The 26,847-nt window shown below is 70.5% G+C and carries 28 protein-coding genes; 13 read left to right on the top strand and 15 right to left on the bottom strand.

Translation table 11 applies throughout. The annotated features are described in order from the left end of the window. The first annotated feature begins 157 nt into the window (after window positions 1-157). Window positions 158-433, top strand: a complete 276-nt coding sequence (locus tag AB0E94_RS40315) for a hypothetical protein (protein ID WP_360337455.1) — start codon at window positions 158-160, stop codon at window positions 431-433. Next, window positions 420-815, top strand: coding sequence for a DUF5130 family protein (locus AB0E94_RS40310; protein ID WP_360337452.1), 396 nt, complete (start codon window positions 420-422; stop codon window positions 813-815). Before AB0E94_RS40315 ends, AB0E94_RS40310 begins: the two co-directional genes overlap by 14 nt. A gap of 25 nt (window positions 816-840) precedes the next feature. Here the strand turns inward: AB0E94_RS40310 and AB0E94_RS40305 are convergent, their stop codons facing one another. Both AB0E94_RS40305 and pepN read right to left on the bottom strand, forming a co-directional pair. Then, entirely contained in the window at window positions 841-1,392 is a 552-nt protein-coding gene (locus AB0E94_RS40305) for a Uma2 family endonuclease (RefSeq protein ID WP_360337501.1), read from the bottom strand. A gap of 138 nt (window positions 1,393-1,530) precedes the next feature. Continuing rightward, on the bottom strand, window positions 1,531-4,089 hold the full coding sequence (pepN, locus tag AB0E94_RS40300) for an aminopeptidase N (protein ID WP_360337449.1): 2,559 nt from the start codon (window positions 4,087-4,089) through the stop codon (window positions 1,531-1,533). Window positions 4,090-4,196: 107 nt separating this feature from the next. On the opposite strand from pepN, the gene AB0E94_RS40295 reads away from it, so the two are divergent. The 4 genes from AB0E94_RS40295 (at window position 4,197) to AB0E94_RS40280 (ending at window position 7,761) form a co-directional block, all read left to right on the top strand. Beyond that, window positions 4,197-4,829, top strand: coding sequence for a disulfide bond formation protein DsbA (locus tag AB0E94_RS40295; RefSeq protein WP_360337446.1), 633 nt, complete (start codon window positions 4,197-4,199; stop codon window positions 4,827-4,829). A gap of 320 nt (window positions 4,830-5,149) precedes the next feature. Beyond that, window positions 5,150-6,346: a DUF1015 family protein gene (locus AB0E94_RS40290; RefSeq protein WP_360337444.1), complete on the top strand. Its 1,197-nt coding sequence runs from the start codon at window positions 5,150-5,152 to the stop codon at window positions 6,344-6,346. Further along, the gene (locus tag AB0E94_RS40285) at window positions 6,346-7,263 is read left to right on the top strand and encodes an alpha/beta hydrolase (protein ID WP_360337441.1); all 918 of its coding nucleotides are present in this window, start codon (window positions 6,346-6,348) and stop codon (window positions 7,261-7,263) included. The genes AB0E94_RS40290 and AB0E94_RS40285 overlap by 1 nt, the downstream gene beginning before the upstream one ends. Window positions 7,264-7,275: 12 nt before the next feature. Next, window positions 7,276-7,761 carry a ribose-5-phosphate isomerase gene (locus tag AB0E94_RS40280; RefSeq protein WP_360337438.1) on the top strand — a complete coding sequence of 162 codons (486 nt, stop codon included), beginning with the start codon at window positions 7,276-7,278 and terminating at the stop codon, window positions 7,759-7,761. A 210-nt stretch (window positions 7,762-7,971) separates the two neighbouring features. Here the strand turns inward: AB0E94_RS40280 and AB0E94_RS40275 are convergent, their stop codons facing one another. Together AB0E94_RS40275 and AB0E94_RS40270 are read right to left on the bottom strand one after the other, a co-directional pair. Next, window positions 7,972-8,253 (bottom strand): hypothetical protein, encoded by a 282-nt coding sequence (locus tag AB0E94_RS40275; RefSeq protein WP_360337436.1) that lies wholly within the window; start codon window positions 8,251-8,253, stop codon window positions 7,972-7,974. Between the two features lie 426 nt (window positions 8,254-8,679). Then, on the bottom strand, window positions 8,680-9,903 hold the full coding sequence (locus AB0E94_RS40270) for a GNAT family N-acetyltransferase (RefSeq protein WP_360337434.1): 1,224 nt from the start codon (window positions 9,901-9,903) through the stop codon (window positions 8,680-8,682). Between the two features lie 102 nt (window positions 9,904-10,005). Between AB0E94_RS40270 and AB0E94_RS40265 the strand changes: the two genes are divergently transcribed. Continuing rightward, complete coding sequence (locus AB0E94_RS40265; protein WP_360337432.1) at window positions 10,006-10,674, top strand: DNA-directed RNA polymerase II; 669 nt, start codon at window positions 10,006-10,008, stop codon at window positions 10,672-10,674. A gap of 61 nt (window positions 10,675-10,735) precedes the next feature. Here the strand turns inward: AB0E94_RS40265 and AB0E94_RS40260 are convergent, their stop codons facing one another. The 8 genes from AB0E94_RS40260 to AB0E94_RS40225 all read right to left on the bottom strand — a co-directional run bounded on the left by AB0E94_RS40260 (window position 10,736) and on the right by AB0E94_RS40225 (window position 16,927). Continuing rightward, on the bottom strand, window positions 10,736-11,104 hold the full coding sequence (locus AB0E94_RS40260) for an AtzH-like domain-containing protein (RefSeq protein ID WP_360337430.1): 369 nt from the start codon (window positions 11,102-11,104) through the stop codon (window positions 10,736-10,738). A 1-nt stretch (window position 11,105) separates the two neighbouring features. Beyond that, window positions 11,106-12,683: a regulator gene (locus AB0E94_RS40255; protein WP_360337428.1), complete on the bottom strand. Its 1,578-nt coding sequence runs from the start codon at window positions 12,681-12,683 to the stop codon at window positions 11,106-11,108. Window positions 12,684-12,687: 4 nt separating this feature from the next. Continuing rightward, a complete protein-coding gene (locus AB0E94_RS40250; protein ID WP_360337426.1) occupies window positions 12,688-13,344 on the bottom strand; it encodes a cysteine hydrolase in 657 nt (218 codons plus the stop codon). Window position 13,345: 1 nt separating this feature from the next. After that, on the bottom strand, window positions 13,346-14,038 hold the full coding sequence (locus AB0E94_RS40245; protein ID WP_360337424.1) for an isochorismatase family cysteine hydrolase: 693 nt from the start codon (window positions 14,036-14,038) through the stop codon (window positions 13,346-13,348). A 13-nt stretch (window positions 14,039-14,051) separates the two neighbouring features. Then, window positions 14,052-15,296, bottom strand: a complete 1,245-nt coding sequence (locus tag AB0E94_RS40240) for an allophanate hydrolase (protein WP_360337422.1) — start codon at window positions 15,294-15,296, stop codon at window positions 14,052-14,054. 103 nt (window positions 15,297-15,399) lie between these two features. After that, window positions 15,400-16,035, bottom strand: a complete 636-nt coding sequence (locus AB0E94_RS40235) for a GntR family transcriptional regulator (protein ID WP_360337420.1) — start codon at window positions 16,033-16,035, stop codon at window positions 15,400-15,402. 50 nt (window positions 16,036-16,085) lie between these two features. Continuing rightward, window positions 16,086-16,592, bottom strand: coding sequence for an SRPBCC domain-containing protein (locus tag AB0E94_RS40230; protein WP_360337418.1), 507 nt, complete (start codon window positions 16,590-16,592; stop codon window positions 16,086-16,088). Continuing rightward, entirely contained in the window at window positions 16,589-16,927 is a 339-nt protein-coding gene (locus tag AB0E94_RS40225) for a metalloregulator ArsR/SmtB family transcription factor (RefSeq protein ID WP_360337416.1), read from the bottom strand. Before AB0E94_RS40225 ends, AB0E94_RS40230 begins: the two co-directional genes overlap by 4 nt. 78 nt (window positions 16,928-17,005) lie before the next feature. On the opposite strand from AB0E94_RS40225, the gene AB0E94_RS40220 reads away from it, so the two are divergent. Beyond that, window positions 17,006-17,986: a hypothetical protein gene (locus AB0E94_RS40220; protein WP_360337414.1), complete on the top strand. Its 981-nt coding sequence runs from the start codon at window positions 17,006-17,008 to the stop codon at window positions 17,984-17,986. A 1-nt stretch (window position 17,987) separates the two neighbouring features. On the opposite strand, the gene AB0E94_RS40215 is transcribed toward AB0E94_RS40220, so the two are convergent. Together AB0E94_RS40215 and AB0E94_RS40210 are read right to left on the bottom strand one after the other, a co-directional pair. Then, window positions 17,988-19,070: a tartrate dehydrogenase gene (locus AB0E94_RS40215; protein ID WP_360337412.1), complete on the bottom strand. Its 1,083-nt coding sequence runs from the start codon at window positions 19,068-19,070 to the stop codon at window positions 17,988-17,990. Continuing rightward, window positions 19,067-19,792, bottom strand: a complete 726-nt coding sequence (locus AB0E94_RS40210; protein WP_360337410.1) for a GntR family transcriptional regulator — start codon at window positions 19,790-19,792, stop codon at window positions 19,067-19,069. Before AB0E94_RS40210 ends, AB0E94_RS40215 begins: the two co-directional genes overlap by 4 nt. Window positions 19,793-19,888: 96 nt before the next feature. Here AB0E94_RS40210 and AB0E94_RS40205 point away from each other — a divergent pair, with 96 nt between their 5' ends. The 5 genes from AB0E94_RS40205 to AB0E94_RS40185 are packed head-to-tail and all read left to right on the top strand — an operon-like array spanning window position 19,889 to window position 25,351. Next, the gene (locus tag AB0E94_RS40205; protein ID WP_360337408.1) at window positions 19,889-21,109 is read left to right on the top strand and encodes an MFS transporter; all 1,221 of its coding nucleotides are present in this window, start codon (window positions 19,889-19,891) and stop codon (window positions 21,107-21,109) included. Further along, a complete protein-coding gene (locus tag AB0E94_RS40200; RefSeq protein ID WP_360337406.1) occupies window positions 21,106-22,038 on the top strand; it encodes a phosphoglycerate dehydrogenase in 933 nt (310 codons plus the stop codon). Before AB0E94_RS40205 ends, AB0E94_RS40200 begins: the two co-directional genes overlap by 4 nt. Beyond that, window positions 22,035-23,645 (top strand): FAD-binding dehydrogenase, encoded by a 1,611-nt coding sequence (locus AB0E94_RS40195; RefSeq protein WP_360337404.1) that lies wholly within the window; start codon window positions 22,035-22,037, stop codon window positions 23,643-23,645. Before AB0E94_RS40200 ends, AB0E94_RS40195 begins: the two co-directional genes overlap by 4 nt. 9 nt (window positions 23,646-23,654) lie before the next feature. Continuing rightward, complete coding sequence (locus AB0E94_RS40190) at window positions 23,655-25,019, top strand: acyclic terpene utilization AtuA family protein (protein WP_360337402.1); 1,365 nt, start codon at window positions 23,655-23,657, stop codon at window positions 25,017-25,019. Continuing rightward, complete coding sequence (locus AB0E94_RS40185; protein ID WP_360337400.1) at window positions 25,016-25,351, top strand: DUF4387 domain-containing protein; 336 nt, start codon at window positions 25,016-25,018, stop codon at window positions 25,349-25,351. The genes AB0E94_RS40190 and AB0E94_RS40185 overlap by 4 nt, the downstream gene beginning before the upstream one ends. On the opposite strand, the gene AB0E94_RS40180 is transcribed toward AB0E94_RS40185, so the two are convergent. Beyond that, on the bottom strand, window positions 25,326-26,822 hold the full coding sequence (locus AB0E94_RS40180; RefSeq protein ID WP_360337398.1) for a carboxylesterase family protein: 1,497 nt from the start codon (window positions 26,820-26,822) through the stop codon (window positions 25,326-25,328). The genes AB0E94_RS40185 and AB0E94_RS40180 overlap by 26 nt on opposite strands. Between the last annotated feature and the right edge of the window lie 25 nt (window positions 26,823-26,847).

The raw sequence follows: 26,847 nt of genomic DNA, 5'->3' as shown, positions 1-26,847 counted from the left end.
GCGTGAGGGTGATTTTCGCACCTCCTTGCACATTCCGCGTAGATCCCGACGGCGTGAGACCCCGGTTCGAGACCCGACGGTCCGGGACGACATGCGCTCCGCTACGGTGATTGATGTTCGGAATCAATAGGGAATGTTGACGCCTGGGGGCGTTGAGTTGTCAGTTATCAGCACCGTTCTGGTCTTCGTGATCATTCCGGCCGCCGTCATCGGGACGATCGCGACTCTTGTGCTCGCCGGTTCCGACCGGTCGAAGCCGGATCGCCGTTACCGCCCGGGCCGTCCCTACGACTTCCCGGCCATGTGGTTCACCGCCACTCCGCAGCAGGTCGTGCCGGCCGGCGACGGCCACTCCTCCGGGCTGATCATCGAGGACAGCTCCGGCGCACCCGTCCGGCCCGGTCCAACAGGAGGCGCAAGTGACAGTTGGTGATGTCACCCCGCTCGAGCAGCCGGTCGACGGCCCGTTCTCGACCCGGCAACTGCTCCGCCTCGACGAGGCTCTCCGTGTCGCCGATCAGGTGACCGGCCTCAACTTCAGCATCTACCTCGGCCCGCTCGAGGACCCGTCACGCGAGTCGGCGGGGAAACTGCACGCCCAGACCCGCAACCCGAAGTCTGCGGTTCTGATCGCGGTGTCGCCCAACCAGCGCAAGCTGGAGATCATCACCGGCACCGACGCGCGCAAGCGCATCTCCGACCGTGACGCGAAACTGGCCGGCCTGTCGATGGCCGCGTCGTTCGGCGGCGGAGACCTGGCCGGCGGCCTGATGATCGGCATCGACCAGCTGGCGTCGCACGCGGGCCGGGGCTGAGCCCAGCCCGGCCGCGGCCCCGGTCTCAGCGCCAGGCGGCCGGGTTCACCCGGACCGGGTAGGGGGCGTCGAGTTTGGCCTGCTCGTCGGAGGCCACGTCCTGAGCGGGCCGATAGCCCGTCCCGTCCAGGGCGAACGCTCGCAGGACCGGTCCCTCCTCCACCCGCCAGTAGGCCGGGATGCCGGCCGCGGCGTAGACGTCCGGCTTGAGCAGCCGGTCGTAACGCCTGGTCTCACCCGCTTCGACCTCCACCACGAGCGCGACGTCGGCCGGGTCCACCCAGATGGCGCCGGACGAGTGCGGCCGCAGCACGGTGACGTCCGGCACCAGGTTGCTGGTCTCCATCGCGATGCCGAGGCGGGCGCAGACCCACCAGCCGGGCGGCGCGGCGGACCGCAGTGTTGTGACGATCGACTCGACGATCGAGCCGTGGCGGGCGTCCGCCGGCGGGGTGACATGCAGGCTGCCGTCGAGGATCTCGTACCGATGGCCGTCCTGCGGGAACAGCTGGAGGTCGGGTTGGGTCCACCGGCCCCCGGGCGCGCTCCACCGCACCGGAGCACCATGGCTCAGCATCGTCACAGGCCACCTCCATCACCGCGGAGTGCCAGCCTACTCACACAGAGTTGTTTCCGGCGGGTTATCTGCTGGTAAGTATTGGCATGTGAAAGGCCCGCCCCCGGGATCCGGAGACGGGCCGATAATCACAATCGGTCAGGAAGCGGCCCTGTCCTTGGCTCGCGCCTTCAGCGCGCGGAGCACACCGTCCCGGCCCTCGGCCACCAGCCGCCGCAGCGACGCCGGATGCCCGTCCTGCGCCAGCCAGGCGTCGGTGAGCGCCACCGTCTCCTCGCTGATCTGGAACACCGGGTACGCCATGGTCGCGAACTCCTGAGCCGGCTCACTGTCCGACCGCGCCCACACACCGGCCACCGCGGCGAAGAACTTCTCCGCGTACGGCGCCGTCAGCGCCACCTGCCGGGTGCTCTGGAAGCCCTGGAGCAGCGACCGGTTCAGCCAGTTCGGCGGCGCCTGCGGCCCGGTCAGCTCGGCCCAGACCCGCGCCTTGTTCTCCGGCGTCGGCAGCAGCGCACGGGCGATCGCCGCCTCCCGCTCGCCACTGGCCGTCTTGTCCCCGGCCAGCTCGTCGTCGATCTCCGACTCGGCGGCGGCGCCCAGCGCGGCCAGAGCCTGGAGCAGCGACCAGCGCAACTCGGTGTCGACGACCAGGCCGGCCGGTTTCGCCTCGCCGGACAGCCAGCCCCGCAGCACGGCCGCCTGCTCCGGCGTGCGGGCCGCGGTGATGAAGGCCCGCGCCCAGGTCAGCTGCCAGCCACTGCCCGGCTCGGCCGCGGCCAGCTGACGCTGCGCCAGCCCGGCCACCAGCGCCCAGCCCTCCGGCGCCCACTCCGGGTCGGCGAAGCTGGTCAGCGCCATCCCGGCCTGCCGCAGGGTGGCGGTGGTCAGGTTGATGTCGCTCTCGGCGGGCAGGCCGGCCACCACCAGGGCGACGTAGTCACGGGCGGCCAGTTCGGCGTCGCGCAGCATGTCCCACGCGGCGGCCCAGGACAGGGCCCGCGGCAGCGCCGAGTCGAAGCCCGCGATGTGCCGGACCAGGGTGGCCATCGAGCGCTCGTCCAGGCGCAGCTTCGCGTAGGTCAGGTCCTCGTCGTTGACCAGCAGCAGATCCGGCGCCTTGACCCCGGTCAGCGCCTCGATCGGGGTCCGCTCGCCGGCCACGTCCGCCTCGATCAGCTCACGCCGGACCAGGCGGTCGCCGTCCAGGTCGTACAGGCCGATGCCGACCCGGTGGGTACGCAGCGTCGGGTAGTCGACCGGCGCTTCCTGCTGCACCACGACCCTGGTGTAGTGGCCGTCGGCGTCCAGCTCGACGATCGGGCGCAGGGTGTTGACCTGAGCCGTCTCCAGCCACTGCGCGGCGAACTTGCGCAGTTCCCGGCCGGACGCCGTCTCCAGCTCGGTGAGCAGGTCGTCGAAGGTGGCGTTGCCCCACGCGTACTTGCCGAAGTAGGCCCGCAGACCGGTCAGGAACGGGTCCAGCCCGACGTACGCGACCAGCTGCTTGATCACGCTGGCGCCCTTGGCGTACGTGATGCCGTCGAAGTTGACCTCGACCGCCTCCAGGTCCGGCATCTCGCAGTACACCGGGTGGGTGGAGGAGAGCTGGTCCTGCCGGTAGCCCCAGGACTTCCGGATGGACAGGAACGTCGACCAGGCGTCGGCGAAGCGGGTGGCCTCGGTGTTGCACCAGTGGCTGGCCCACTCGGCGAACGACTCGTTCAGCCACAGGTCGTTCCACCAGCGCATGGTGACCAGGTCGCCGAACCACATGTGGGCCAGCTCGTGCAGGATCGTGTTGGCGCGCTGCTCGTACTCGTAGTCGGTGACCTGCGAGCGGAAGATGTAGTGCGACTCGGCGTGGGTGACGCAGCCGAAGTTCTCCATCGCGCCGGCGTTGAAGTCGGGCACCCACAGCTGGTCGTACTTGGGCAGCGGGTACCGCACGCCGAACTTCTCGTGGAAGAAGTCGAAGCCCTGCTTGGTGATCAGGAACAGGTCGTCGGCGTCCAGGTAGCGGGCCATCGAGGCGCGGCAGAAGACGCCCAGCTCGATGCCGTCGTGCGAGTCGCGGACCTCGTGGTACGGCCCGGCGCAGATCGCCGTGATGTAGGTGCTCATCCGGGGCGAGGTGGTGAAGTGCACCGACTTGGCGCCGAACGCGGCCGCCTCCTCGGACTCCACGGGCATGTTCGAGACGACCTTCCAGTGCCCCGGCGCCGTCACGTGCCACGTGTAGACGCTCTTGAGGTCGGGCTGGTCGAAGCAGGCGTACGCCCGCTGCGCGTCCGCCGTCTCGAACTGGCTGTAGAGGTAGACCTCCTTGTCGACCGGGTCGAGGCTGCGCTGGAGCCCCTGCCCGCTCGCCGAGTATCCGAAGTCCCCGTCGACGACGAGGGTGTTCTCGGCGGCGAGACCGGGCAGCGCCAGGCCCTTCTCCGCGGTCCAGGCGCTGAGGTCCAGGTCCGTCCCGTTCAGCGTGGCGGAGTTGATCCGCACCGCGGCCGCCTCGATGAACGTGGCTGCGCCCGGCTCGGCACACCTGAAGTTGATCACTGTGGTGGACCGGAACGTGTCGGAGCCGGGGTTGCCGTGCCCGTCGGTCAGGTCAAGGGTGATGTCGTACCCCGTCACCTCGAGCAATCGACCACGCTCCGCAGCCTCGACCTGGGTCAGGTTGTGAACACCGGCCACGTGCACTCTCCTTCGAGCTGACAGCTGATTGCTTTACCCGCAGCCTATGCGGACACGGCGACGTAACTCACCCCGACCGTGCCCCGATGAGGGTGGAAGATCGAGCCATGACTGAACGTGCCACCGTCGACATGTGGTTCGACCCGCTCTGCCCGTGGGCCTGGATCACCTCCCGCTGGCTGCTGGAGGTGGAGAAGGTCCGTCCACTCGACGTCCGGTTCAACGTGATGAGCCTGTCCGTGCTCAACGAGGGCCGTGACGAGCTCCCGGAGAATTACAAGCAGCTACTGGCCAAGGGCTGGGGCCCGGTCCGGGTCTGCATCGCCGCCGCCGAGGCCGCCGGCCCGGCTGTGCTGCGTGACCTCTACACCGCCCTCGGCACCCGCATCCACCTGCAGAAGTACGACACGCAGGACCCGAAGCTGTTCGAAGAGGCGCTGGCCGAGGTCGGCCTCGACCCGAGCCTGGCCGGCGCCGCGCTCACCGACGCCCGCGACGAGGCGCTGCGGGCCAGCCACAACGCCGGCATGAAGCCGGTCGGCACCGACGTGGGCACCCCGGTGATCCACGCGCCCGGGCCCAACCCGGGTGAGACGGTCGCCTTCTTCGGCCCGGTCATCACCCCGGCGCCGAAGGGCGAGGCGGCCGGCAAGCTGTGGGACGGTGTGGTCCTGGTGGCCGGCACGCCCGGCTTCTACGAGCTGAAGCGCAGCCGCGACCTGGGGCCGATCTTCGACTGACAGTTGCTGTTCGGTGGTAGTCGCACGGAAAAGCGACGCTTCGCCCATGATCCGTCGTTGGATGAGGTGACCTACACCTCACCCAACGCGGAGGCGGCTAATGCCGGAAAACGACTCGGTCGGATCGAGCATCAGTGTCCAGCGTGGCGTCTGGGCCGATTTACCCCCTGAAGTGGCGATTATGCTCGCTCCGCCGGTGACCGTGACGGCACGGCCCGCCGAACGGCCGGTGAATCTGCACCGCACATCACAGTTGAGCAGGTCACGAGGGACTATGCCGGTGGTTAGGTACCCAAGCTTCGCCGGGTAAGTTGCCAGCCATGACGGTCGTGCACCCGATCAAACTGGCCTGGATCACCAACGGAGGTACCGGGGCCCAGAATTACGACGAGTTCGCCGACGACGCCGAAATCACCGACATCATCAAGGGCAACCCGCACAGCGCGCTTGCCGTGGAGATGCCGCACCTCGCGCCCGAGTCCCTCGGGAAGTCCTTCCTCGAGTCCCTGCCGGACGCCGTCGTCCGCCTGCAGCGTGATCAGGCCGAGGAGAAGTACCGGCAGGCGGAGCACGTCGTGGTGCTCTACCGCATATCCGCGCCGGGCGAGGCGCCCGCGTACGGCCTGTGGAGCATGGTCGAGACCGGCCAGATCTCCACCAGCGCCGACGAGCCCGGCCTGGTCATCCGCAACGAGGACGTCTTCATCAGCAAGGTCCGCGAGCGCGTCGCCCTCGCCGAGTCGGTGGGCGCCCTGCTCTCCCCGGTGCTGCTGCTCCAGACCGGCCGCGGCGAGGAGCTGCACGCCGCGCTCGCCGAGGCCACCGACGCCGCGGGCGAGCCGGCCGCGACCGACGTGGACGGCTCCGGGCGTACCCATGCGATCTGGCCGGTCAGCCCCGGTGAGCTCCAGGATCGCCTGCTCGCCCTGGCCGGCGGCGGCGAGCTGGTGGTCGCCGACGGCAACCACCGCAGCCTCGCCGCGCAGACCGGCGGCCTGGAGCGCTTCCTGGCCGTCGTCACCACCCCCGCGTCGGTCTTCATCCAGCCATACAACCGCCTGGTCAGCGAGCTGCCGGCCTCGCTCGGCGAGCTTCTCGAGCGGTTGCGCGCGGCCGGCGCGACGGTCACCGAGCTGCCGCGCGTCGCGCAGCTTCCGATCAAGGGCACCATCGAGCTGTACGGCGGAGGCCGCACGTTCGCAGTCGGGCTACCGGCCGACCCGGCCGGCACCTCGGTGGAGAACCTGGATCACGCCCTCGTCGAGCGCATCCTGCTGCGGGACGCGCTCGGGCTGGACGCCGGCGACAAGCGGATCGCCTACATCGGCGGGGACTACCCGGTCGAGTGGCTGCGCGGCGAGGTCGAGTCCGGCCGGGCCGAGCTGGCGATCCTGATCGCCCCGGTGACCGTCGACGACTTCGTCGAGGTCAACCTGGAACGGCTCAAGCTGCCCCGCAAGAGCACCTGGTTCACCCCGAAGGCTCGGGGCGGCCTGGTCGTGGCCGACATCCGCTGATGCTGCACCCGCAGGTCGAGGCCGCCGCCCAGCTCCGGCGGCGGCCCAGCCCGGAGGAGCTCGCGGCCGACCCGTACCAGCGTCTGCTCGGTGTCCGGGCCGCGATGGAGGAGTCGAACGAGGCCGAGACCGGCCCGGCGCTGCCGCTGCCGGTGGTCGCCGACTTCGACGCCGACGGCGTGCCCTGCCGCCTCTACGCCACCAGGATCGGCGCCCCGGTGCTGGTCTACCTGCACGGCGGCGGCTGGTGTTACGGCAGCATCGAGACCGTCGACAGGTTCTGCCGACGGGTCGCCGACCGGTCCGGCTGCGCCGTGGTGTCAGTCGGCTACCGGCTGGCGCCCGAACACGTGTATCCGGCCGCGCTCGACGACGCCGAGACGGTGTTGCGCTACCTGCGCAAGTCCGGCGACGACCTGGGGCTGGACGTGTCCCGGCTCGCGATCGGCGGCGACAGCGCGGGCGGCCAGCTCGCCACGGTCACCGCCCGCCGCCAGCGGGACGCGGCCACCCCGCTCGACTTCCAGGCGCTCATCTACCCGGCCCTCGACCCGCTCACCTCCGCCGAGTCGTACGACGAGGTGGGGGAGTACGGTCTGGACCGCGCCTCGATGAAACTGGCCTGGGAGACGTTCGTCCCCGACCCGGTGCTCCGGCTCACCCCGGACGTGTCGCCGCTCGCGGTGGCCGACCTGTCCGGCATGCCGCCCACCCTGGTGATCACCGCCGAGTACGACGCGCTGCGCGACGAGGGCGCCGACTACGCCGACGCGCTGATCACCGCGGGCGTCCCGGTGGTGCACACCCGCTACATGGGTGTGAACCACGGCTTCGCCCGCAAGCTGGCCACGATCGACGCCGCGCGGGCCGCGGCTGATCAGGTGGCGTCCGCCCTGCGTTCGTCCCTCACCTTCTGAAAGACTTCCGATATGCGTCTTTACCTGGGTTCCGACCACGCCGGCTTCGAGCTGAAGAACCACCTCGTGAACCACCTGGCCAAGCAGGGGCACGATGTGGTGGACGTCGGACCGCACGTCTACGACGCCGAGGACGACTACCCGGCGTTCTGCTTCCACACCGGTGTCAAGGTGGTCGCCGACCCGGGCTCGCTCGGCATCGTGATCGGCGGCTCCGGCAACGGCGAGCAGATCGCGGCCAACAAGGTCCCCGGCGTCCGCTCGGCCCTCGTCTGGAAGACCGAGATCGCCGAGCTGGCCCGCCAGCACAACGACAGCAACGTGATCGCCATCGGCGCCCGCCAGCACACCCTGGACGAGGCGGCCGCCTTCGTCGAGGCGTTCATCGCGACGCCGTTCTCCGGCGACGCCCGGCACGCCCGGCGGATCGCCCAGCTCGCCGACTACGAGGTGGCTCGCGAACTGCCCGAGCTCCCGTCCCCGGCCACCAGCGCCTGACCCGGCCCCATCCGGCCGGCTACCCGCCGGGTGGCCGGCCGTTCCCCTCGCCGCACCCGATCTTGCACGATCCCTCCACGCCCTGACGCCTGACGGGGAAACACGTGCAAGGTCCACGCCAAGATGTGGATCTTGCACGATGACGCACCCCAGGACGTGAAAAATCGTGCAAGATTGCCGCAGGCCGGCCATCGGACAGCGGCGCGGGCCTCAGCGGCGGGGGAGTTCCTCGCGGGGCAGCCAGTTGCGCCTGATGATCGGCAGGTCCCGATCGGCGTCGGCCAGGTCGTCGTCGCTGGGCCGGGACGCGTCCCGGGCACGCAGCGCCGCGCCGACGCTGACCTGCGACGAACCCGAGCCGACCAGGCCGCGCAGCCCACGCTCGGATTCCCGTTCGTCACCAGCCGCCGCACCGGGCCGCTTCGGCATGCCGCCGCGCGTGGGCCGCCCGGTCGACCTGTCCCCCGGCGGCGGCCCGTCCGTGCTCACCACAGCCGGCGGCGGCGCATGCGGAGGAGCCGGAACCGGCGGGGATCCGGGGCCGCCCGACGGCGGTGCGGGAACCGGTGGGTTCGCAGGCGGGGTGGGCACCGGAGGCGGGGCCGGAACCGGGGGATGGGGAGGCGGCGTGGGAACGGCTGCAGGAACCCCACCAGGCGGCGGAGGGGCCGCTGGAACCCCAGCGGCCGGCGGAGGGGCCGCCGGAACCCCAGCGGGCGGCGGAGCGGCCGCCGGAAGCCCGCCGGGCGCGGGGGCCGGTGCAGCGCCGGGCGCGGGACCAGGCGCGGCCGGGGCGGCGGATGCGTCGGTGGTCGTCTCGTCGGTGGTCGTCTCGGTCGACGCCGAGGAGGGACGCACGCGGCGGCGTCGGCGTTCGGGCTGGCCCATGAACCCGACGGTACCGCCGTGCCGATCAACTCAGAACACCTCGGTCGCACTGGGCAGCCGGCTCCAGCCGAACGCGATGGCCGGATCGTTGCCGGTCAGCTGACGGACCCGGCCGGCCGCGGCGAGCGTGCCGAACGAGGTGCCACCGAGGTAGACCGCCCCCAGATCGGTCACCGACAGGGCGACGTCAGCCGGATCCGTGGTGGCGGCGCAGGTGGCCCCGCCGGGTCCGCCGGTGAGCCGCCAGCGGCCGGTGTTCGAGGTCAGGATCGGGTCGGTGACCTCGAGGACCACGTCGACGTCGGTGGCGTACCGGCGGGCGGCCAGCGCCTTCGGCACGTCGATGACCCGTAGCCACAGGGCGTCGGAGAAGCCGGGGGCGAGCCGCCGGGGCTCGTCGACCAGGTAGAGCAGCGGCTCGTCGACGGCGGCCAGCCGCCAGTTGACGCTGCGGGTGAGGTCCACTTCGAGCAGGAAGCGCCAGAGCGCCCGGTACGTCTCCGTGTCGGCCGCGGCCACCTCACGGATCTGCACCTCGGCGGCCGAGCCGTGGGCGTTCCAGTCGTTCTTGACCCGCCACAGCGCATATCCGGTGGGTCCGCCGGAACCCTCGTACACCACGGCGTAGCGCTTGGTGGCGCCGTCGCGATGGTCCTTCGGGTCGCTGAGGACCCACTTCCACCAGTTGTCGTCCCGGCTGGACCACCCGACCCGCCCCGGACGCAGTTGCTCGTAGACCTTGCCGATCTCGGGGAGCAGCTCCTGCGGGTCGCCCATCCGCAGCCGGCCGGACGGCTCCGGCGGCGGGGCGGGGAGACGTACCTCACGATTTGTGATGTTGAAGACCAGCCGGGAGGCGGCCGGGCCGTAACCGAATCGGGGGTAGATTGCGGCCTCGCTGGCCCACAGGACCGCCACCGGCTCCCGGCCGGCGTCGGCGATCTCGTGCAGCTGCCGGTTCATCATCCGGGTGAGCAGACCGCGCCGCCGGTGGGTCGGCAGCACCCCGACACCGGAGACGTGGGCGGCCGGGATCACCGCTCCCGGCACGGTCAGATCGCGTGTGAAGGCCTGGACATGGCCCGCCACCAGCCCGGCGTCGTCGGCGACGAGCGACCGGTCCAGCTCGTAGACGACCCCCTCGAGATCTCTGAGCTCCCCGTCGATCTCCTCGTGGAAGACCGTGCTGAGAAGGCGGAAGATCGGCGCGAAGTCGTCGGGGGTGCTGGGGCGGAGTTCTATCTCATCCTTCATAAGCTGTGTGTAACGGACTGCTGTGTGCTGCGGCGACCGATTTGTTGGCTCGCTACGCTCGAAGTTGTCGCCGGCCTGGCGACCGCAGCCGGAGGGGGAATGATGCCGGAGCAACCGCAGTGGTCCGAGCGGACGCTCGACATGCCACCGCAGGACCCGTGGGCCGATCAGCCGACCAGGCAGACGACCCCGGAGGGCGCCGCCACCTCGCCGGTGCCGCCGAACCGGGTGCCGCCGAGCCAGGTGCCACCGACCCAGGCGCCCACGTCGCCGGGCCCCGCGCCCGAGCCGGAGCCGTCGCCGTTCAGTCAGGGCCGGGCGCGGGTCGGTCAGCCGACCCAGCGCACCGAGCAGTTCCGGGCCGGGCACGAGCCGACCGGCACCGGCTGGCCTGAGGAGCACTACCGGGAGCGGCCGCAGCGCAGCCTGAGCTGGCACATGCGGCAGTGGCGCCGGGGCGGCGAGTGGAGCAGCGCGGCGGTGCTGTTCGCGTTCGTCGGCTGGGGCATCTGGGCGATCTCCGAGGGCGGCGACCTCGGCGGGCCGCTGATCATCTTCCTGGTGTCGCTGGTCGTCGCGGCTGGTGTGTTCGCCCTGGCCCGGCTGGTCGGCCGGCTGGTGCTGGAGCAGCGGATGGGCCGTCAGCGGCACACCGCCCGCGGCGCGCACATGGTCACCGGCCTCTTCCTGGCGGTCGTCGGCATCGCGTTCCTGCGTCAGACCGGCTGGGTGGTCGACTCGTTCAACTGGGTGGCGGATCTGTTCCGCTAGGCCGCCGTGGACGCGGAGGCCCGGCCGACCCACGGTGGGGTGGCCGGGCGACCGGATCGGATCAGGCGGGTTCGGAGACGTGGGCGTGGACTATCCGCCAGCCCTGGGGCAGGCGGGCCCACGTCTGGGACTGGCGGCCCAGCACGTCACTGCCGGGGTAACCGAACAACGTCGTCACCACGGCGGTGCTCTGGCCGTACCCCCGGATGGTCGTGTCCTTGAGGCGGCGACCCGGCGGCAGGCCGCCCTGCGTCGCCCGCCACCTGCGTTGCTCCTCGACGCCGTCCTGCTGGTCGGCGATGCCGAACCGGATCGCCTCGGCTGCGAAGAAGCCGATGATCGTGTCGACGTCGTCGGCGACGAGGGCGCGTTCGTAGGCCTCGAACGCCTCGGTGACCTCGGCGATCACCTCGGGAAGGTCGCGTTCCATGTCAGGCCACCGGGGCCGGCTCGTCGAAGGCCGCCTCCTCGGGTTCGGGCACCCGCGGCAGCGGCTTGGTCAGCGCGAACAGCACGCACACGGCGGTGAGGAAGAGGTAGCCGAGCGAGACCGGCCCGTCGGCGTTGAACTGCACCTTCTCGGCGTGGATCAGGCCGATGAAGGTGAGCACGGCGCCCGCGCCGGAGAAGATCGCGGCGTGCCAGAAGCGCTTGTCGATGATGAACGCGACGATCGCGCCGAGCACCAGGCCGGCCAGGATCGCGCCCTCGCCGAGCGTCTTCAGGCCGTCGTAGACCACCCCCGCCCCGGCCAGCGCCTCGGTCCCGACCTGGGCCGCGGTCGTCCCGGCCGCGGCCAGCGCGTTGTCCATCTGGCCGGTCGCCCATGACGCGATGTTCGGGATCAGCGCCGCCACCACCGCGGCGGCGTGTGCCCGCGGCGTCGCCTGGAACGCCTGCGCGCCGATCAGCAGGCCGATGTAGAGCAGGATCGGGACGATCGCGGCGGTCGGGAAGATCGCGCCGAGCAGCCCGAACAGACCGAAGAAACAGAGCAGCGCGATCACCACGCCGGTGGCCATCGAATATCCGGTACGGCCACCCGCCGCCTTCCAGCCCGGGTGCCCGACGTAGACCGCCGGCGGGAACGGCGACCCGAGACACGAGCCGATCACCGCGCCCGCGCCGTCGGCCAGCAGCACGCTGCGCAGGTTGTACCGGTCCCCGGCGGTGGCGGCGCTCTCCACGTTGGTCATCGCCTCGGTGAAGTTGTAGACACCCAGCGGGATCGCGGTGGCCAGCAGCGGCGCCATGTCCTTCAGGCCGTCGATCAGCAGGTCGAACTTGAGGTGCGGGAAGGCGAACGCGATGTCCTTCGCGGCGCTCTGCACGTCGGGCACCGACATGGCTCCGCCGATCCACCCGATCGCGGTGCCGACCAGCAGCGCGGCCAGCCCGATCGGGAAGTTGAACGGCAGCTTCACGTCGGTGAGCAGGCCGATCAGCAGCAGGCCGAAGACCGGCAGGGCGATCCACGCGTAGTTCCACATGTTGCCGGCCGGGTTCATCGAGATGAACGTGATCGAGATGCCGGCCAGGGTGCCGAGCAGCGCGGCCCGCGGGGTGTACTTGCGGATGTACGGGCCGACGAACGCGCCGATCAGCACGATCACGCCGATGATGAACGCCCACGCGATACCGGCCGTCCACGCCGCGATCGGGTTCTTGGTGGTGAGGTAGATCGGCAGCATGATCACGAAGATCACGATGAACATGTGCGGGACGCTCGGGCCGTACGGCAGGGCCGTCACGTCGGTCCGGTTCTCCTTCACCGCCAGCCGCCGGGCCAGGAAGGTGTAGTAGACGTTGCCGGCGACCAGGGCGATGCCCAGCGCGGGGAGGATCACGCCGAAGACGTTCCCGGCCGGCAGCTGGATCACGCCGAGGCACAGGCCGGTCAGGGTGAGCACGTTGACCAGGACGTTGACACCGAAGCCGAAGAAGGCGTTGGTGTCACCCCGGACCCAGTAGGGCAGTTTGGCCGCCGGAGCGGCTGTGGTGGCGGTCATCTCTTCACTCCTGAATCGCGGCGATAACTGCGGGGGACTCGGCGACCCAGCCGAAGATGCCGCCCTGGGCGGCGATCATCTTGAGGCCGACCTGCTGGAACTCAGGGAAGTAGGAGCCGACGCAGTCGGCCAGGACCAGGCATTCGTAACCGCGGTCGTTCGCCTCACGGACCGTGGTGTGCACGCACACCTCGGTCGTGACCCCCGTGACGACCAGGGATTTGATGCCGTCGTTGTCGAGTATCTTGTGCAGATCAGTGGCGTAGAACGCGCCTTTGCCGGGTTTGTCCACCACGGGCTCGTCCTCGGCCGGCTTCAGTTCGTCGATGATGTCGTGGCCGTATTCGCCGCGGATGAGAATGCGGCCGAAGGTGCCCTCCTGGCCGATCATCGGCCCTCGCTTGAGCTTCGCCGGCGGACAGTCCGACAAATCCGGCAAATGCCCTTCGCGGGTGTGGATGATCGGCAGGCCGGCGGCCCGCCAGGCGCTGATCAGGGCGGTCAGCGGCTCGATGGTTCGCCGGAGTTCGGCGACGTCGTTGCCCAGCGACTCACCGAAGCCGCCAGGCAGAAGGAAGTCCCGCTGCATGTCGATGACGACCAGCGCAGTGGTGTCGAGATCGAATTCGAAAGGGGATGGTTGGGCGCCGACAACAGGCATCTCAAGCCTCCGTAGCCGCTATCACGTCGTCCGAGGTGGCGACGCAGCCGAAGACGCCGCCCTGCATGGTGACCATGTGCAGCGCGGCGGTGTGGTTGGACGGATCGGTGGCCCCCGTGCAGTCGCTGAGGATCAGGCACTCGTAACCGCGGTCGTTGGCCTCCCGCATGGTCGTGTGCACGCAGACATCGGTGGTGATGCCGGTCAGGATCAAGTGCGTGATGCCATGGGTACGCAGCACGAGATCCAGATTCGTCGCGTAGAAGGCGCCCTTCCCGGGTTTGTCCACGATGACCTCACCGGGCGCCGGCGCGACCTCGGGCACGATCTCCCAGCCCGGCTCGCCCTTGATCAGGATCCGCCCGCACGGCCCCTGCCCGCCGATCTCGGCCCCGATCTGCGCCGACCGCCACCGCTTGTTGGCCGGCAGGTCGGACAGGTCCGGGTCGTGTCCCTCCCGGGTGTGGATGACGAGCATGCCCAGCTCACGGACGTGTGACAGCAGTTTCGCGGTGGCCGGCAGCCCGGCCCGGGTGAGCCCGATGTCGTACCCCATCGAGTCGACGTAGCCGCCGGGCCCGCAGAAGTCGGTCTGCCAGTCGATGCAGAGGAGCGCGGTCCGGTCCACCGGAACCGAGCCGTCGTAGGGCCAGGGATAAGGGTTCGCCGGTACCGGGCCGATGCGTGCGGTCATGAGTCAGATCCCTTCAGACGGTGATTCCGCCAGCCGCCGCTGACGGTGAGGTGGCCAGGGCTAGCAGCAGGTCGTCGCTGAAGGCCGGCCCGAACAACGTCAGGGACGCCGGCCGGCCGTCCTCGGTGAACCCGTTCGGCACCGTCACCGCGGCCATGTCCAGCAGGTTCGCGAACTGGGTGTACCGCCCGAGGATCAGATTCCGGCCGATCGGGTCGTCGGCGATCTCCGCGTGCGTGAACGTGGTGCCGATCGTCGGCAGCACCAGCACGTCGATCCGCTCCCACATCCGGCCGGCGGCGGCCCGCAGCTCCTGCATCCGGTGCTGGGCCCGGAACGCGTCGGCCGCGGTGAACCCGAGCCCGGTCTCCAGCACCCGGCGGGTCACCGGCAGCACGGATTCCGGGCGCGTGGCCAGGAAGTCACCGAGATCGGCCAGGCGCTCGGCCACCCATGGGCCGCGATACAGCAGGTCACCGGCCTCCAGCAGCGGCCCGACGTCCACAGTGGTGTCGGCTGCGACTCGGGCGTACGCCTTCTCCTGCCCGTTGTCGGCGAAGAAATCGAGACCTTCCGCGACACCCACCCGGGGTCGCGCGATCGGCCGCGCCTCCGGCGGCGCTTTCCGGGACCAGGGATCCTGCGGTACGAAGCCACGCGCGACCCGGATGACCCGGCCGGCGAGGGACGGTTCCCGGGTGAAGACCGAGACGCAGTCCAGGGACCGGCAGGCCGGCACCACGCCGAGGGTGCTGAGCAGCCCACGGGTCGGCTTGATCCCGATGATCCCGTTGAGCGCCGCCGGCACCCGGCCGGACCCGGCGGTGTCGGTGCCGAGCGAGAAGTGCACCGATCCGTTGGCGACCGCGACCGCCGACCCGGAGCTGGACCCGCCGGAGATCAGCCCGCCGCCGAAGACGCTCTCCGGCGCTCCGTAGGGCGACCGCGCCCCGGTCAGCCCGGTCGCGAACTGGTCCAGATTGGTCTTGCCGACCACGATCGCCCCGGCGTCGACGAGCCGCTGCACCACAGGCGCGTTCCGCTCGGGCCGGTAGGCGAAGTCCGGGCACGCCGCGGTGGTGGGCAGCCCGGCCACGTCGATGTTGTCCTTGACCGCGAACGTGAGCCCGGCCAGCGGGGCCCCAGGATCCACCGCACGCGCGCGTTCGTGCAGCTCAGCCGCGCTGAACCGGCTGATCCAGACTCCGTCCGGGGCCGGCGCGGCGAGCACTTCGTCGACGTTCGCGTGCGCATCCACATCGTCGATTGTCGACAATTCTGTTTCGCCGAGAACCGCGTTGTGTAACGGCCCGATTTCCCGCTGCTATCCGTCCCGTCCGGCGCGGTGAGAGCCCACGGGTTCAGTGCAGATAGGTGCGAGCCCCGTGCCCGCTCAGCGCCTCCAGCAGCGCGGCCGCGTCACCCCGCTCGGCCGCGAGGAACAGCCGCTCGTGCCGCAGCACCCCGTCGAGCGCCTGGGCGGTCTCCGCCTCCCGGCGCATGTTGACCGCCATGTAGAGCTGGATGCGCACCAGGATCGACTCATACAGCCCGGTGAGCTGCCGGTTTCCGCTCAGCGCCACCACCTCGACGTGGAACCGCCGGTGCGCGTTGGCCAGCTCGAGCCGGTCGTCGGTCTCGGTGGCCCTGCGGATCGACTCCAGAGCGGACCGCAGCCGGGTCAGATCGGCGCCGGGGGGAGTGGTCGTCACCGCGTGCCGTTCCAGGACGTCGCGAACCTCATACAGCTCGCGCACGTCGTCGTCGGAGAGGGTCGCGACCCGGGCCCCGCGCCGCGGGATGTGCTCGACCAGGCCCTGCTCGGCGAGCAGCCGCATGGCCTCGCGCAGGGGCGCCCGGCTGATCCCGAGCCGCCTGGTCAGTTGCTCCTCGACCAGCCGCTCACCCGGATCGGTCCGGCCGCTCAGGATGTCCCGCCGCAGTCGATCGACGGCGAGCTCGACGAGACTGTACGTCTCCAACTCACCGTCGCTCACCCGGCAAGTCTGCCAGCCCGTGCCGGTGTGGCACGGGCTGGCCCCGGCGCTCAGGCGTCGGTCATGATCTTGCCGGTCTCCAGCAGCGACTTGAGGTCGCTGAGGACCCAGGCCCATCCGCCGCCACCCTCGGCCGCGGCCTCCGGGTTGCCCTTGATCATCGCCGCGGTGGCGGGCGCGCCGGGCGTGTCGTGGGTGATGGTGACCCGCTGGACGCCGGCGCCGGCCTCCTCGATCTCGTAGGTGAGCGTGGTGAACGGCTCGGCCCCGGTGGTCGGGTCCATCAGCATCCGCCACGTCTGCACCAGGCGCCGCGGCGGCTCGGCCTCCAGCACCTCGCCGTCGATGATGATCTCGGGCAGCTCGAACCCGCCGGCCGTGGCGTAGGCCTTCATCTCCTCGGTGGCGGTCGAGTAGAACCGGCCGCCCTTCTTGAGCTCGTAGAACTGGGGCGCGGCGTACGCATACTTCGCGGTCCACTCGGGGTCGGTGATCGCCTGCCAGATCTTTTCGGCCGGCGCCTTGATCCAGATGCGGAAGACCTGGGTGTCGCTCATGACTCTTCCTCCAGCGTTCGCTTGAGATCGATCAGTGCGGTGACGTGCTGCTCGGTGAACTTGTCGATCCACCGGTCGTGGATCTGCCGGATCGGCACCGGGTTGAGGTAGTGCAACTTCTCCCGGCCGGAACGGCGCACGACGACGAGACCCGCCTCCTCCAGCACCCGCAGATGCTTGGCGACGCCGAACCGGGTCATCTCCAGCTCGCCCTCCAGCTCCGACTGCGTGCGGCCGTCACGAACGAAGAGCAGGTCGAGCAGGAACCGGCGGCTCGGGTCGGCCAGCGCTCTGAACACCAGAGCATCGTCGAAAACCCGATCGTCGTCCGTCATGACGCTAAGTTAGGTGACCATTTGGTCACCTGTCAAGCTGAGGCCGATTGTGATCATCCGCCGGGTTACGCTCCGCCCGTGTGGCCTTTCGGTAAGACGCGGTCCGCCGCCGACGAGGAAGTTCCGGAGTTCTGCCACTTCCTGGGCGACCCGGATGCCGAACGCCTGCGGTTCGTGCTGCGCAAACGTGACTGGGACACGGCCCGGGAGATCCTCTCGGCAGCCGATCCGGAGCATCGTTCCTATTTCGTACGGGTCGCGGCCGGCACCGTCGGCATCGAGAAATGGATCAGCGGCCCGATCCGCGAGGAACCCGGTTCGGTCCTCCCGTTGCTGGTCAAGGCCGTACACATGGTGAGCTGGTCGTGGGAGCTACCGGGAGCGGCCACCGACGGCACCGCGACCGACGAGGACCGCGCGATCCTGGCCCGGCACCTGGAGAAGGCCGAGGAGCTGCTGGACGAGGTGCTGGACCGCAACCCGCGTGACGCCGACGCCTGGGTGTACAAGCTGGAGGCGAGCCGGGCCCGGCACCTGCCGCTGGTGGAGCGGTGGCGTCGGTTCGAGCGGCTGATCGAGATCGACCCGGCCCACTGGTTCGGTCACGAGGAGATGCTCTGGTGCCTGCGCCCGGACTGGGGCGGCAACACCCCGGCGATGTTCGACTTCGCCCGGGCCAGGGCGCTCGCCTGCCCCGGCACCCACGTGCCGGCCCTGGTGGTGCTGGCGCACCGGGCACACACCTGGCATGTGGCGAAGGCGAAGAAGCCCGTCGACCGGGACCGCACCCTCGACCTGACGTACTACGAGTCGGTGAAGGTGATGGACGAGATCTGGGAGGCGTCGCAGCTGTCGGTCTGGCACGACGACTACCGGGAGACCCTGCTGACCCCGATCGCCTGGAACAACTTCGCCTTCGCCTTCACCTACGGCGACTTCCACAAACCGGCGTGGAGTCTCTACGAGGCGATCGGGGAGGACTGGATCACCGAGCATCCCTGGGACGACATCGAGTTCTTCCAGAAGTCCCGGGCCTACACCGAGGACAACCTCGACTGATCTACCGCTCGCGGACCCGTTCGGCGACCGCCCGGCCGAGCTCCACGGTGGTGCCCGTGCCGTGCAGGTCGGGGGTGAGCGGCGCCCCGCCCGGCCCGTACGCGAGCACGTCCTCGATCGCGCCGAGCAGGTGCGCGGCCGCCTCCGGGTGACCCAGGTGGTCGAGCATCATCGAGCCGCACCAGATCTGTCCGACCGGGTTGGCGATGCCCTGACCGGCGATGTCCGGCGCCGAGCCGTGCACCGGCTCGAACAGGCTGGGGTGCAAGCGGTCCGGGTTGATGTTGGCGCTCGGGGCGATGCCGAGCGTGCCGGTGCAGGCCGGGCCGAGGTCGGACAGGATGTCGCCGAACAGGTTGCTGGCCACCACCACGTCGAACCAGTCCGGGTGCAGGACGAACTGCGCGGCCAGCGCGTCGATGTGGAACTTGTCGACCCGCACCTCGGGGAACCGCCCGGCCATCGCGGCGACCCGCTCGTCCCAGTACGGCATCGAGATGGAGATCCCGTTGCTCTTGGTGGCCGACGTCAGGTGCCGCTTGGGACGGCGTCCGGCCTGCTCGAAGGCGTATTTCAGGACCCGGTCGACACCGATCCGGGTCATCACCGTCTCCTGTAGCACGGTCTCCCGCTCGGTCCCCTCGAAGATCCGCCCGCCGACGCTCGAGTACTCACCCTCGGTGTTCTCCCGTACCACCAGGAAGTCGATGTCGCCCGGCTCGCGGCCGGCCAGCGGACCGCGGACGCCCGGCATCAGCCGGCAGGGGCGCAGGTTGACGTACTGGTCGAAGGTGCGCCGGAACTGGAGGAGGCTGCCCCAGAGCGAGATGTGGTCGGGCACCACCTCGGGCCAGCCGACCGCGCCGAAGTAGATCGCGTCGAACCCGCGCAGCGTCGCCTCCCAGTCGGCCGGCAGCATCGTGCCGTGCCGCTGCCAGTAGCCGGCGCTGGCGAACCCGAAGTCGGTGAACTCCAGGCGCAGCCCGAACCGTGCGGCGGTCGCTTCGAGGGCCTCGATCCCGGCCGGCACGACCTCCTGGCCGATGCCGTCGCCGGGAATGACCGCGATCCGGTACGCAGTCATCGGCCCTCCTCCGCGAGCCTGCCCTCTCCCACGAGCCGGCCCTCCCGTAGCGCTTCGAGCCCGCCCTGCGAGTCGGCCAGGGCGATCCGCTCGGCCTCGGCCGAGTCGCCCGCGCGCAGCGCCCGGACCAGGGCCCGGTGGCTGGTGTAGCGCTCCAGGCCGAACGTCTCGTCCTCGTGCACCCGCTGGAGCAGCAGCTCCCGCCGGTGGGGCCGGGAGAACACCCGGCTCTGCTCGAGCATCCGGGTCAGCACCGGATTGTGGGCGCAGGCGTCGACCGTGTCGTTGAACTCCTGCATGGTGTCGAACAGGGCGGTGAGATGACGATCGATCGGCCGGTCGTGGCGGCGATGCTCCTTGAGCAGGATCAGCAGGTCGTCGGCCCGGTCCAGGATCTCGTCGAGCGCGTCCAGCTGGGCCGGGGCGGCGTGCCGGGCGGCGAACCGGGCGACCAGGCCGCGCAGGCCGACCTCGACCTCGGCCAGGTCGTCGATGGCGGCGTCACGGATGGTGGCGACCAGCACGGTGCGCGGGCCGATCCGCTCGATGAGCCCGTCCAGTTCGAGCCGGCGCAGCGCCTCGCGGACCGGGGTGGGGCTGATCGCCAGGCGCTCGGCGACGCCGCGCTCGGTCACCTTCTCCCCGGGGGCCAGCTCGCCCGTGGCGATGGCCGTGCGGACGTGTCGATAGGCCTGGTCAGCGAGCGTCTCGGCGACTGTCATGACGGCACTCTAGCGCATGCCATGGCGAACTTGCTTTGAAACAGTTGACGGTTTTGCTGTAGCAAATTAGCGTGACGCCGGACACACGGAGGCGACATGGCCGAAACTCGACGGATCACTTTCTTCATCGCCCTGACCCTGTTCGCCCAGGAGGCGACCTGGAACTTCTACGACAATCAGGTGCCCGCCCTGCTGCGTGACCACGTCGCCAGCGCGGCGCTCGTCGGCGTCCTGATGGGCATGGACAACCTGCTGGGCATCTTCGTCCAGCCGTGGATCGGCAACCGGTCCGACAACACCCGCACCCGGTGGGGGCGCCGCATCCCGTACCTCGCGGTGGGCATGCCGGTCGCCGCGCTGCTCTTCCTGCTGCTGCCCTGGACCACGTCACTGGTCACGCTGATCGTGGTGATGGTCGGCTACGCACTGGTGATGAACACCATGCGGCCGCTCGCCGAGGCGCTCACCCCCGACTTCATCGCGCCCGACCGGCGCGGCCGGACCAACGCCATCGTCAAGATCGCCACCTCGCTGACCATCATCGTCGCGTCGCTGATCAGCCTGTTCGTGGTCGACGACCATCCACGGGCGGCGTTCGCGATCCCGGCCGCGATCCTGCTCACGGTCACCCTGGTGCTGATCGCCCGGGTCCGCGACAACGAGTCGCCGGCCTATCGGGCGGCGGTCGCCGAGGACACCCCCGGCGAGGCCCGCTCACCGGTCCGGCGGGTGGTCGTCGAACTGCTCACCAGCCGGGACCGGCGCCGCGTGCTCCTGCTGCTCACCGTCTTCCTCTTCGGCGGGGCCTGGTTCGCGTCGAGGTCACTGATGACCCCGTACGGCATGGAAGCCCTTGATCTGACCCGCGGCGAAGCCGGCGGCCTGACGCTGCCCAGCGGCGTCGCCTTCCTGCTCGCGGCCTATCCGGCCGCCCTCGCGGCGGAACGTTTCGGGCGGTTCCGGGTGATCGCCGCCGGGATGGCGGTCTTCGCCGCCGCCCTCGTCGCCGGAGCCGTCGCGCAGTCCGCGACCGGCACCATCGTGGCGCTCTGCATCGGCGCCGCGGGCGCCTCCTGCTTCTCGATCAACGCGGCCGTCGCGCTCTGGAACCTGGCCCCGTCCAGCCGGATGCTCGGCGCCTACACCGGCCTCTACGCGGTCACCTGGTACCTCGGCGGGTTCACCGGGCCGGCGCTGATCGGCGGCGCGGTCGACCTGTTCGGCTGGCGCTGGATGCTGCTCGACACCGCCGTCCTGGCCACCCTCGCCGTGCTGGTCGTGCTCCGCCTGTCCCGCCTGCAGAAAGCACACGCATGAAGATCCTCATCACCACCGACTACCTGGCCCCGGGCGACGAGGTGGACACCTACCTCACCGGCCAGGGCTTCACCACCAGGCACGATCCGATGCGCGGCGCACGCCGGCCGGACGACCTGATCGAAGCTCTGACCGGCGTCGCCGGCGCGCTGATCGCCAACGAGCCGATGACCGAGCAGGTGCTGGCCGCGTCACCCGGGCTGCGGGCCGTCGTGCGCACCGGCGTCGGCTACGACTCGGTCGACGTGCCGGCCGCGACCCGGCTCGGCATCAGCGTCAGCAACCTGCCCGGCATCAACGCCAACGCCGTCGCCGAATACACCATCGGATTACTGCTGGCCCAGGCCAGGCGTCTGGTCCAGGTGGCAGCCGGCGTCCAGGCCGGCTCATGGCCGAGACAGCAGGGGTACGAGCTGAGCGGACGAACCGTGGGCCTGATCGGCCGGGGCCCGGTGGCACGCCGGGTCGCACCGCTCGCCGCCGCGTTCGGGATGACCGTGCTCTGCACCGGCGACATCCCCGGAGCGGTCCACGCCGGACTCGACGAGCTGCTGGAACGCTCCGACTTCGTGTCGGTCCACACCGCGCTCACCGGCCGCACCCGGCACCTGATCGACGCCGCCGCCCTGGCCCGGATGAAACCGTCGGCCCACCTGATCAACACCGCGCGCGGCGGAATCGTCGACGAGCCGGCCCTGGCCGAGGCGGTCCGCACCGGCCGGATCGCCGGCGCCGCCCTGGACGTGGCAGACGTCGAGCCGCTGCCCGCCGACAGCGTGCTGCGCGGCGTCGACGGGATCACCGTCTACTCGCACATGGGCGGCCACACCGCCGAGGCCCGCCGCAACTCGGGCATCGACGGCGCCCGCGAACTCGTCGCGGCGCTCGCCGGAAAGCCCGCCTTCGCGGTCAACGGGGTGGTCGCGTGACCTCCGCGGACGTCATAGTCGTCGGCGCCGGGCTGGCCGGGCTCGTCACCACCGCCGAGCTGGTCGCCGCCGGCCGCCGGGTGATCCTGGTCGACCAGGAGCCCGAACAGAGCCTCGGCGGGCAGGCGTTCTGGTCGTTCGGCGGGCTGTTCCTGGTCGACTCGCCGGAACAGCGCCGGATGGGCATCCGCGACTCCCGCGAGCTGGCCTGGCAGGACTGGCTGGACGCGGCCGGGTTCGACCGGCCCGAGGACGCGTGGCCCCGGCGCTGGGCCGCCGCCTATGTGGACTTCGCCGCCGGTGAGAAACGGGCCTGGCTGAAACAGCTGGGTGTGAAACTGTTCCCGATCGTCGGCTGGGCCGAACGCGGATTCAACTCGGTGCCGCGTTTCCACATCACCTGGGGGACCGGGCCGGGCATTCTCGAACCCTTCGTCAACCGGGTGCGCGACGGCGCCGTCCTCGCGTTCCGGCACCGGGTGGACGAGATCGTTCGCAGCGGCGGGACGGTCACCGGCGTACGCGGAAAGATCCTCGAGCCCAGCGACGCGATCCGCGGCGCCGCCTCCAGCCGTACCGCTGTGGCCGATTTCGAACTGACCGCGCCGGTCGTGGTGGTGACCTCCGGCGGGATCGGCGGCGACCACGACCTGGTCCGGCAGAGCTGGCCGGAACGCCTCGGGCCGCCACCCGCCGAGATGATCGCCGGAGTGCCCGCACACGTCGACGGCCGGATGATCGGGATCACCCGGAACGCCGGTGGAACCGTGATCAACCCGGACCGGATGTGGCACTACGTCGAGGGCCTCCAGAACTGGGACCCGATCTGGGACCACCACGGCATCCGCATCCTGCCCGGCCCGTCGTCGATCTGGCTGGACGCCCGGGGCCGCCGGCTGCCGGTGCCGCTCTACCCCGGATTCGACACCCTGGGAACGCTGGCCCACCTGCGCACGACCGGTTTCGATCACAGCTGGTTCGTGCTCACCCAGAAGATCATCGAGAAGGAGTTCGCCCTCTCCGGCTCCGAACAGAACCCGGACCTGACCGGCCGCGACCTCCGCAAGGTGCTGGGCCGGATCCGTGGCGGAGCGCCCGCGCCGGTCGAGGCGTTCAAACGCAACGGCGCCGATTTCGTGGTCGCGTCCACACTCGACGAACTCGTCGAAGGCATGAACGCCCGCACCGGAAAGCCACTTCTCGACGTCGCCGGAATCCGGGACACGCTGGTGGACCGGGACCGGGAACTGGACAACCCGTTCACCAAGGACATGCAGCTCGCCGCGATCCGGAACTTCCGGCAGTACCGCGGCGACCGGCTGATGCGCACCGCGGCGCCGCACCGTCTCCTCGACCCGTCGAACGGGCCGCTGATCGCGGTGAAACTGCACATCCTCACCCGCAAGACCCTCGGTGGCCTGCACACCGACCTGGGCGGACGCGTGCTCGACGCCATCGGCGAACCGATTCCCGGCCTCTTCGCAGCCGGCGAGGCCAGCGGATTCGGCGGCGGTGGAGTGCACGGCTACCGCGCTCTCGAGGGCACCTTCCTCGGCGGCTGTCTGTTCTCCGGCCGGCAGGCCGCCCGTACCATCGCCTCCAGTTAGGAAAAGACAATGACCGCAACCGATGCCGTACGCGTCCTGGTGCCGACCGGAATGCTCGGTGGGGGATTCCCGCCGGAAACCGTCACCCGCGGCCTGGAACTCGGCGCCGACGTGATCGCCGTCGACGGCGGCTCCACCGATTCCGGCCCGTATTACCTCGGCGCGGGAATCGCCAAGACCGCCCGCGCCGCCGTCGCCCGCGACATGCGGCTGCTGCTGAAGGCGTCCGCCTCGGCCGGCATCCCGCTGATCATCGGATCCTGCGGGACCAGCGGCACCGACTCCGGGGTCGACTGGGTCGCCGGGATCACCCGGGAGATCCTCGCCGAGGAGGGCCTGTCGCTGCGGGTGGCGACCATCTACAGCTCGCAGAAGGCCGCCGACCTGGCCGGCCTGCCGATCCGCCCGCTGCCCCCGGCCGGCCCACTCGACGCGGCCACCCTGGAGAGCTGCGAGAACATCGTCGGCATGATGGGCCACGAGCCGATCGTCGCCGCCCTGGAGTCGGGCGCCGACGTGGTGCTCGCCGGCCGGGCCACCGACACCGCCGTCGCCGCCGCGTACCCGCTGATGAAGGGCATGCCGGCCGGGCCGGTGTGGCACGCCGCGAAGATCGTCGAGTGCGGTGGCCAGTGCACGACCAATCCGCGTGCCGGGGGAGTGCTGGCCACCATCGACGCCGGCGGCTTCACCATCGAGCCGCTCGACCCGGCCGCCGCCTGCACGCCGACCTCGGTCGCGGCCCACATGCTGTACGAGACGGTCAACCCGTTCACCATGCGCGAACCAGCCGGGACCATCGAGGTGGCCGACGCCGTCTACACGGCCCTCGACGCCCGCCGGGTCCGGGTCACCGGCTCCCGTTTCGAACTCGCCGACCAGCACACCATCAAGCTGGAGGGCGCCCGGATCACCGGCTACCAGACCATGTCGTTCACGGCCATCCGCGACCCGCACATCCTCGGCCAGATCGACACCTGGGCCGCGCTGCTCCGCAAGATGATCACCGAGTGGGTGTCGAACACGCTGGCCCTCGGCCCGGACGACTACGCCTTCGACATCCGCCTCTACGGCTACGACGCGATCCTGGAGAGACTCGACCCGTCACCCGTACCGCCCCGCGAGGTGGGCGTGATGCTGCTGGTCCAGGCGCCCACCCAGGAGACCGCCACGGCCGTCGCCAAGGTCGCCAACCCGCTGATGCTGCACCTGCCCACCCCCGACATGGACTACCTGCCGAGCCTGGCGTTCGCCACGTCACCGGCCGAGACCGAACGCGGGGCCGCCTACGAGTTCGTCCTGAACCACGTGGTCGAGGTCGACACCCCGGCCAGCCTGTTCCGTATCCACCTTCCGTCGGAGGAGGCCCGATGATCCCGATCGCCGCACGAGTGGTCGCCGACCTGGCACACGAGGTCCGCTCCAAGAACGCCGGCCCGTTCTGGGTGACCCTGGAGATCTTCGCCCGCGACGCCTCCGGCTACGCCGTCGTGGCCGACCCGGACTTCCTGAACGAGTCGGTGGTCGCCACCCTCTACGCGATCCCCGATCCGCGGACGATCCAGTTGTTCCGCATCCCGGAGCTCAACGTCGTCAAGATTTCGTTCCCGCGCCCGGTCGTGCAGGGCAGCCTGCTCGACCGGGATGTCCACGCCGGCCAGCACCACGTACCGCTGGCTCTCATGCCGTTGCCTCATCCCCGCTGATCAGGGGCAGCGGATCGAAGGAGTGCTCCCGCCACAGCTCGCGGGAGCGCTCCTCGGGGTACCGGACGACAGCTGACGGGTCGTCGAAGACCTGCGTCAGACGTCGCGCCACGTCATAGGCCGGCCAACCCGGATCCCCCTCGGCCGCGAATCGTGTCCAGGCATCCCGCATCTCCGCCGACAGGGCAACGGCGGCGGCCGGCGGCGGGTCACCGAGCAGCATCGCCGTCTGACCGAGAGTCAGATTCCCGAAAACGAGGGGTACGTCCAAGCCGTGACACGCGCCGAGGACGCCACCCAACCCCGGGGCGGGCCACGCGAGCTCATAGAGGAACGCGCGCCCACCACCCGCGACCTGGGCCTCGGCCAGATGAAGTGACGGCATCCGGAACAGCCAGTCCGAGCGGACCAGCTCGTACAACTGATCCGGTCCCACATCCGGGTCTTCGTTCCCTTTCGGGGCGAAGATCTTCCGGGTCTCCTCAGCCTGGGCGGCCGTCACCTGACCGAGCATCCCGGTCATGAACGTGAACAGGCGCTGCTCGTCACGGGTGTGCCCGGCCAGCAGCTCGACACCGGCCCCGGCACCCTCGCACAGGGCCCGCCATGGCGTGACCGGCAGCACGTCACCGTCGACCACCGGCGCGAACAGGATCGAGCCGTGCGCGGCCCGTCCCCACCGAGCACCACGGGCGGCGATCCCCTCGGACACCGCGTCACCGGCCGCCGTCAGCAGCGCTGGGTCCACCTCGCCGAGATCCGCCACGGTGGCCCGCAGCCCCAGCTCGCCGGCGATCGTGGCGCCGATGTCCCCGGCCAGTTCAGCGGAGAGGAACGGACCCGGCACACTCTGCGCGACCGCCCGCCGGAACAGCCCTTTCGCCCGCGGCATGGCCAGCAGGGCGGCCACCGAGCCACCACCTGCCGACTCGCCGAAGACGGTGACCCGCCCCGGATCACCACCGAACGCGGCGATGTTGTCCCGAACCCATTCCAGCGCCGCGACCTGGTCGAGAAGGCCCCGGTTGGCCGGTGCGCCCCCGATCGCGGCGAACCCCTCCACCCCGAGCCGGAAGTCGAAGGTGACGAGAACGACCCGGCCGTCCCGGGCGAGCCGCCCACCGTCGTACTCCGGCCGGTCAGCCGACCCGAACACGTATCCGCCGCCGTAGATCCACACCATCACCGGCAGCCCCGCGCCGAGCTCGGGCGACCAGACGTTGATCGTCAGCCAGTCCTCTCCGGCGCTGCCTGGCCGGCCGGACAACCCGCCCTGCGGCGCGGCCGGCCCGAAGGTCAGGGCGTCATGGACACCCGTCCACCCCGGGGCCGGCCGCGGCGCCGCGAACCGCAGAGCCCCCACCGGCGGCTCGGCGTAGGGGATCCCGCGGAACACCGCGAGACCGTCCTCCCAGCCACCTCGAAGGCGCCCACCGGCGATCCGGACCTCAGGAGCGGCAATCCCCGTCATGACCCGGCATCATCTGGCCCGCCGG

The sequence above is a fragment of the Actinoplanes sp. NPDC026670 genome (assembly GCF_040638175.1).
Lineage (GTDB): Bacteria > Actinomycetota > Actinomycetes > Mycobacteriales > Micromonosporaceae > Actinoplanes.
This window is presented reverse-complemented; position numbering and strand designations above follow the sequence as displayed.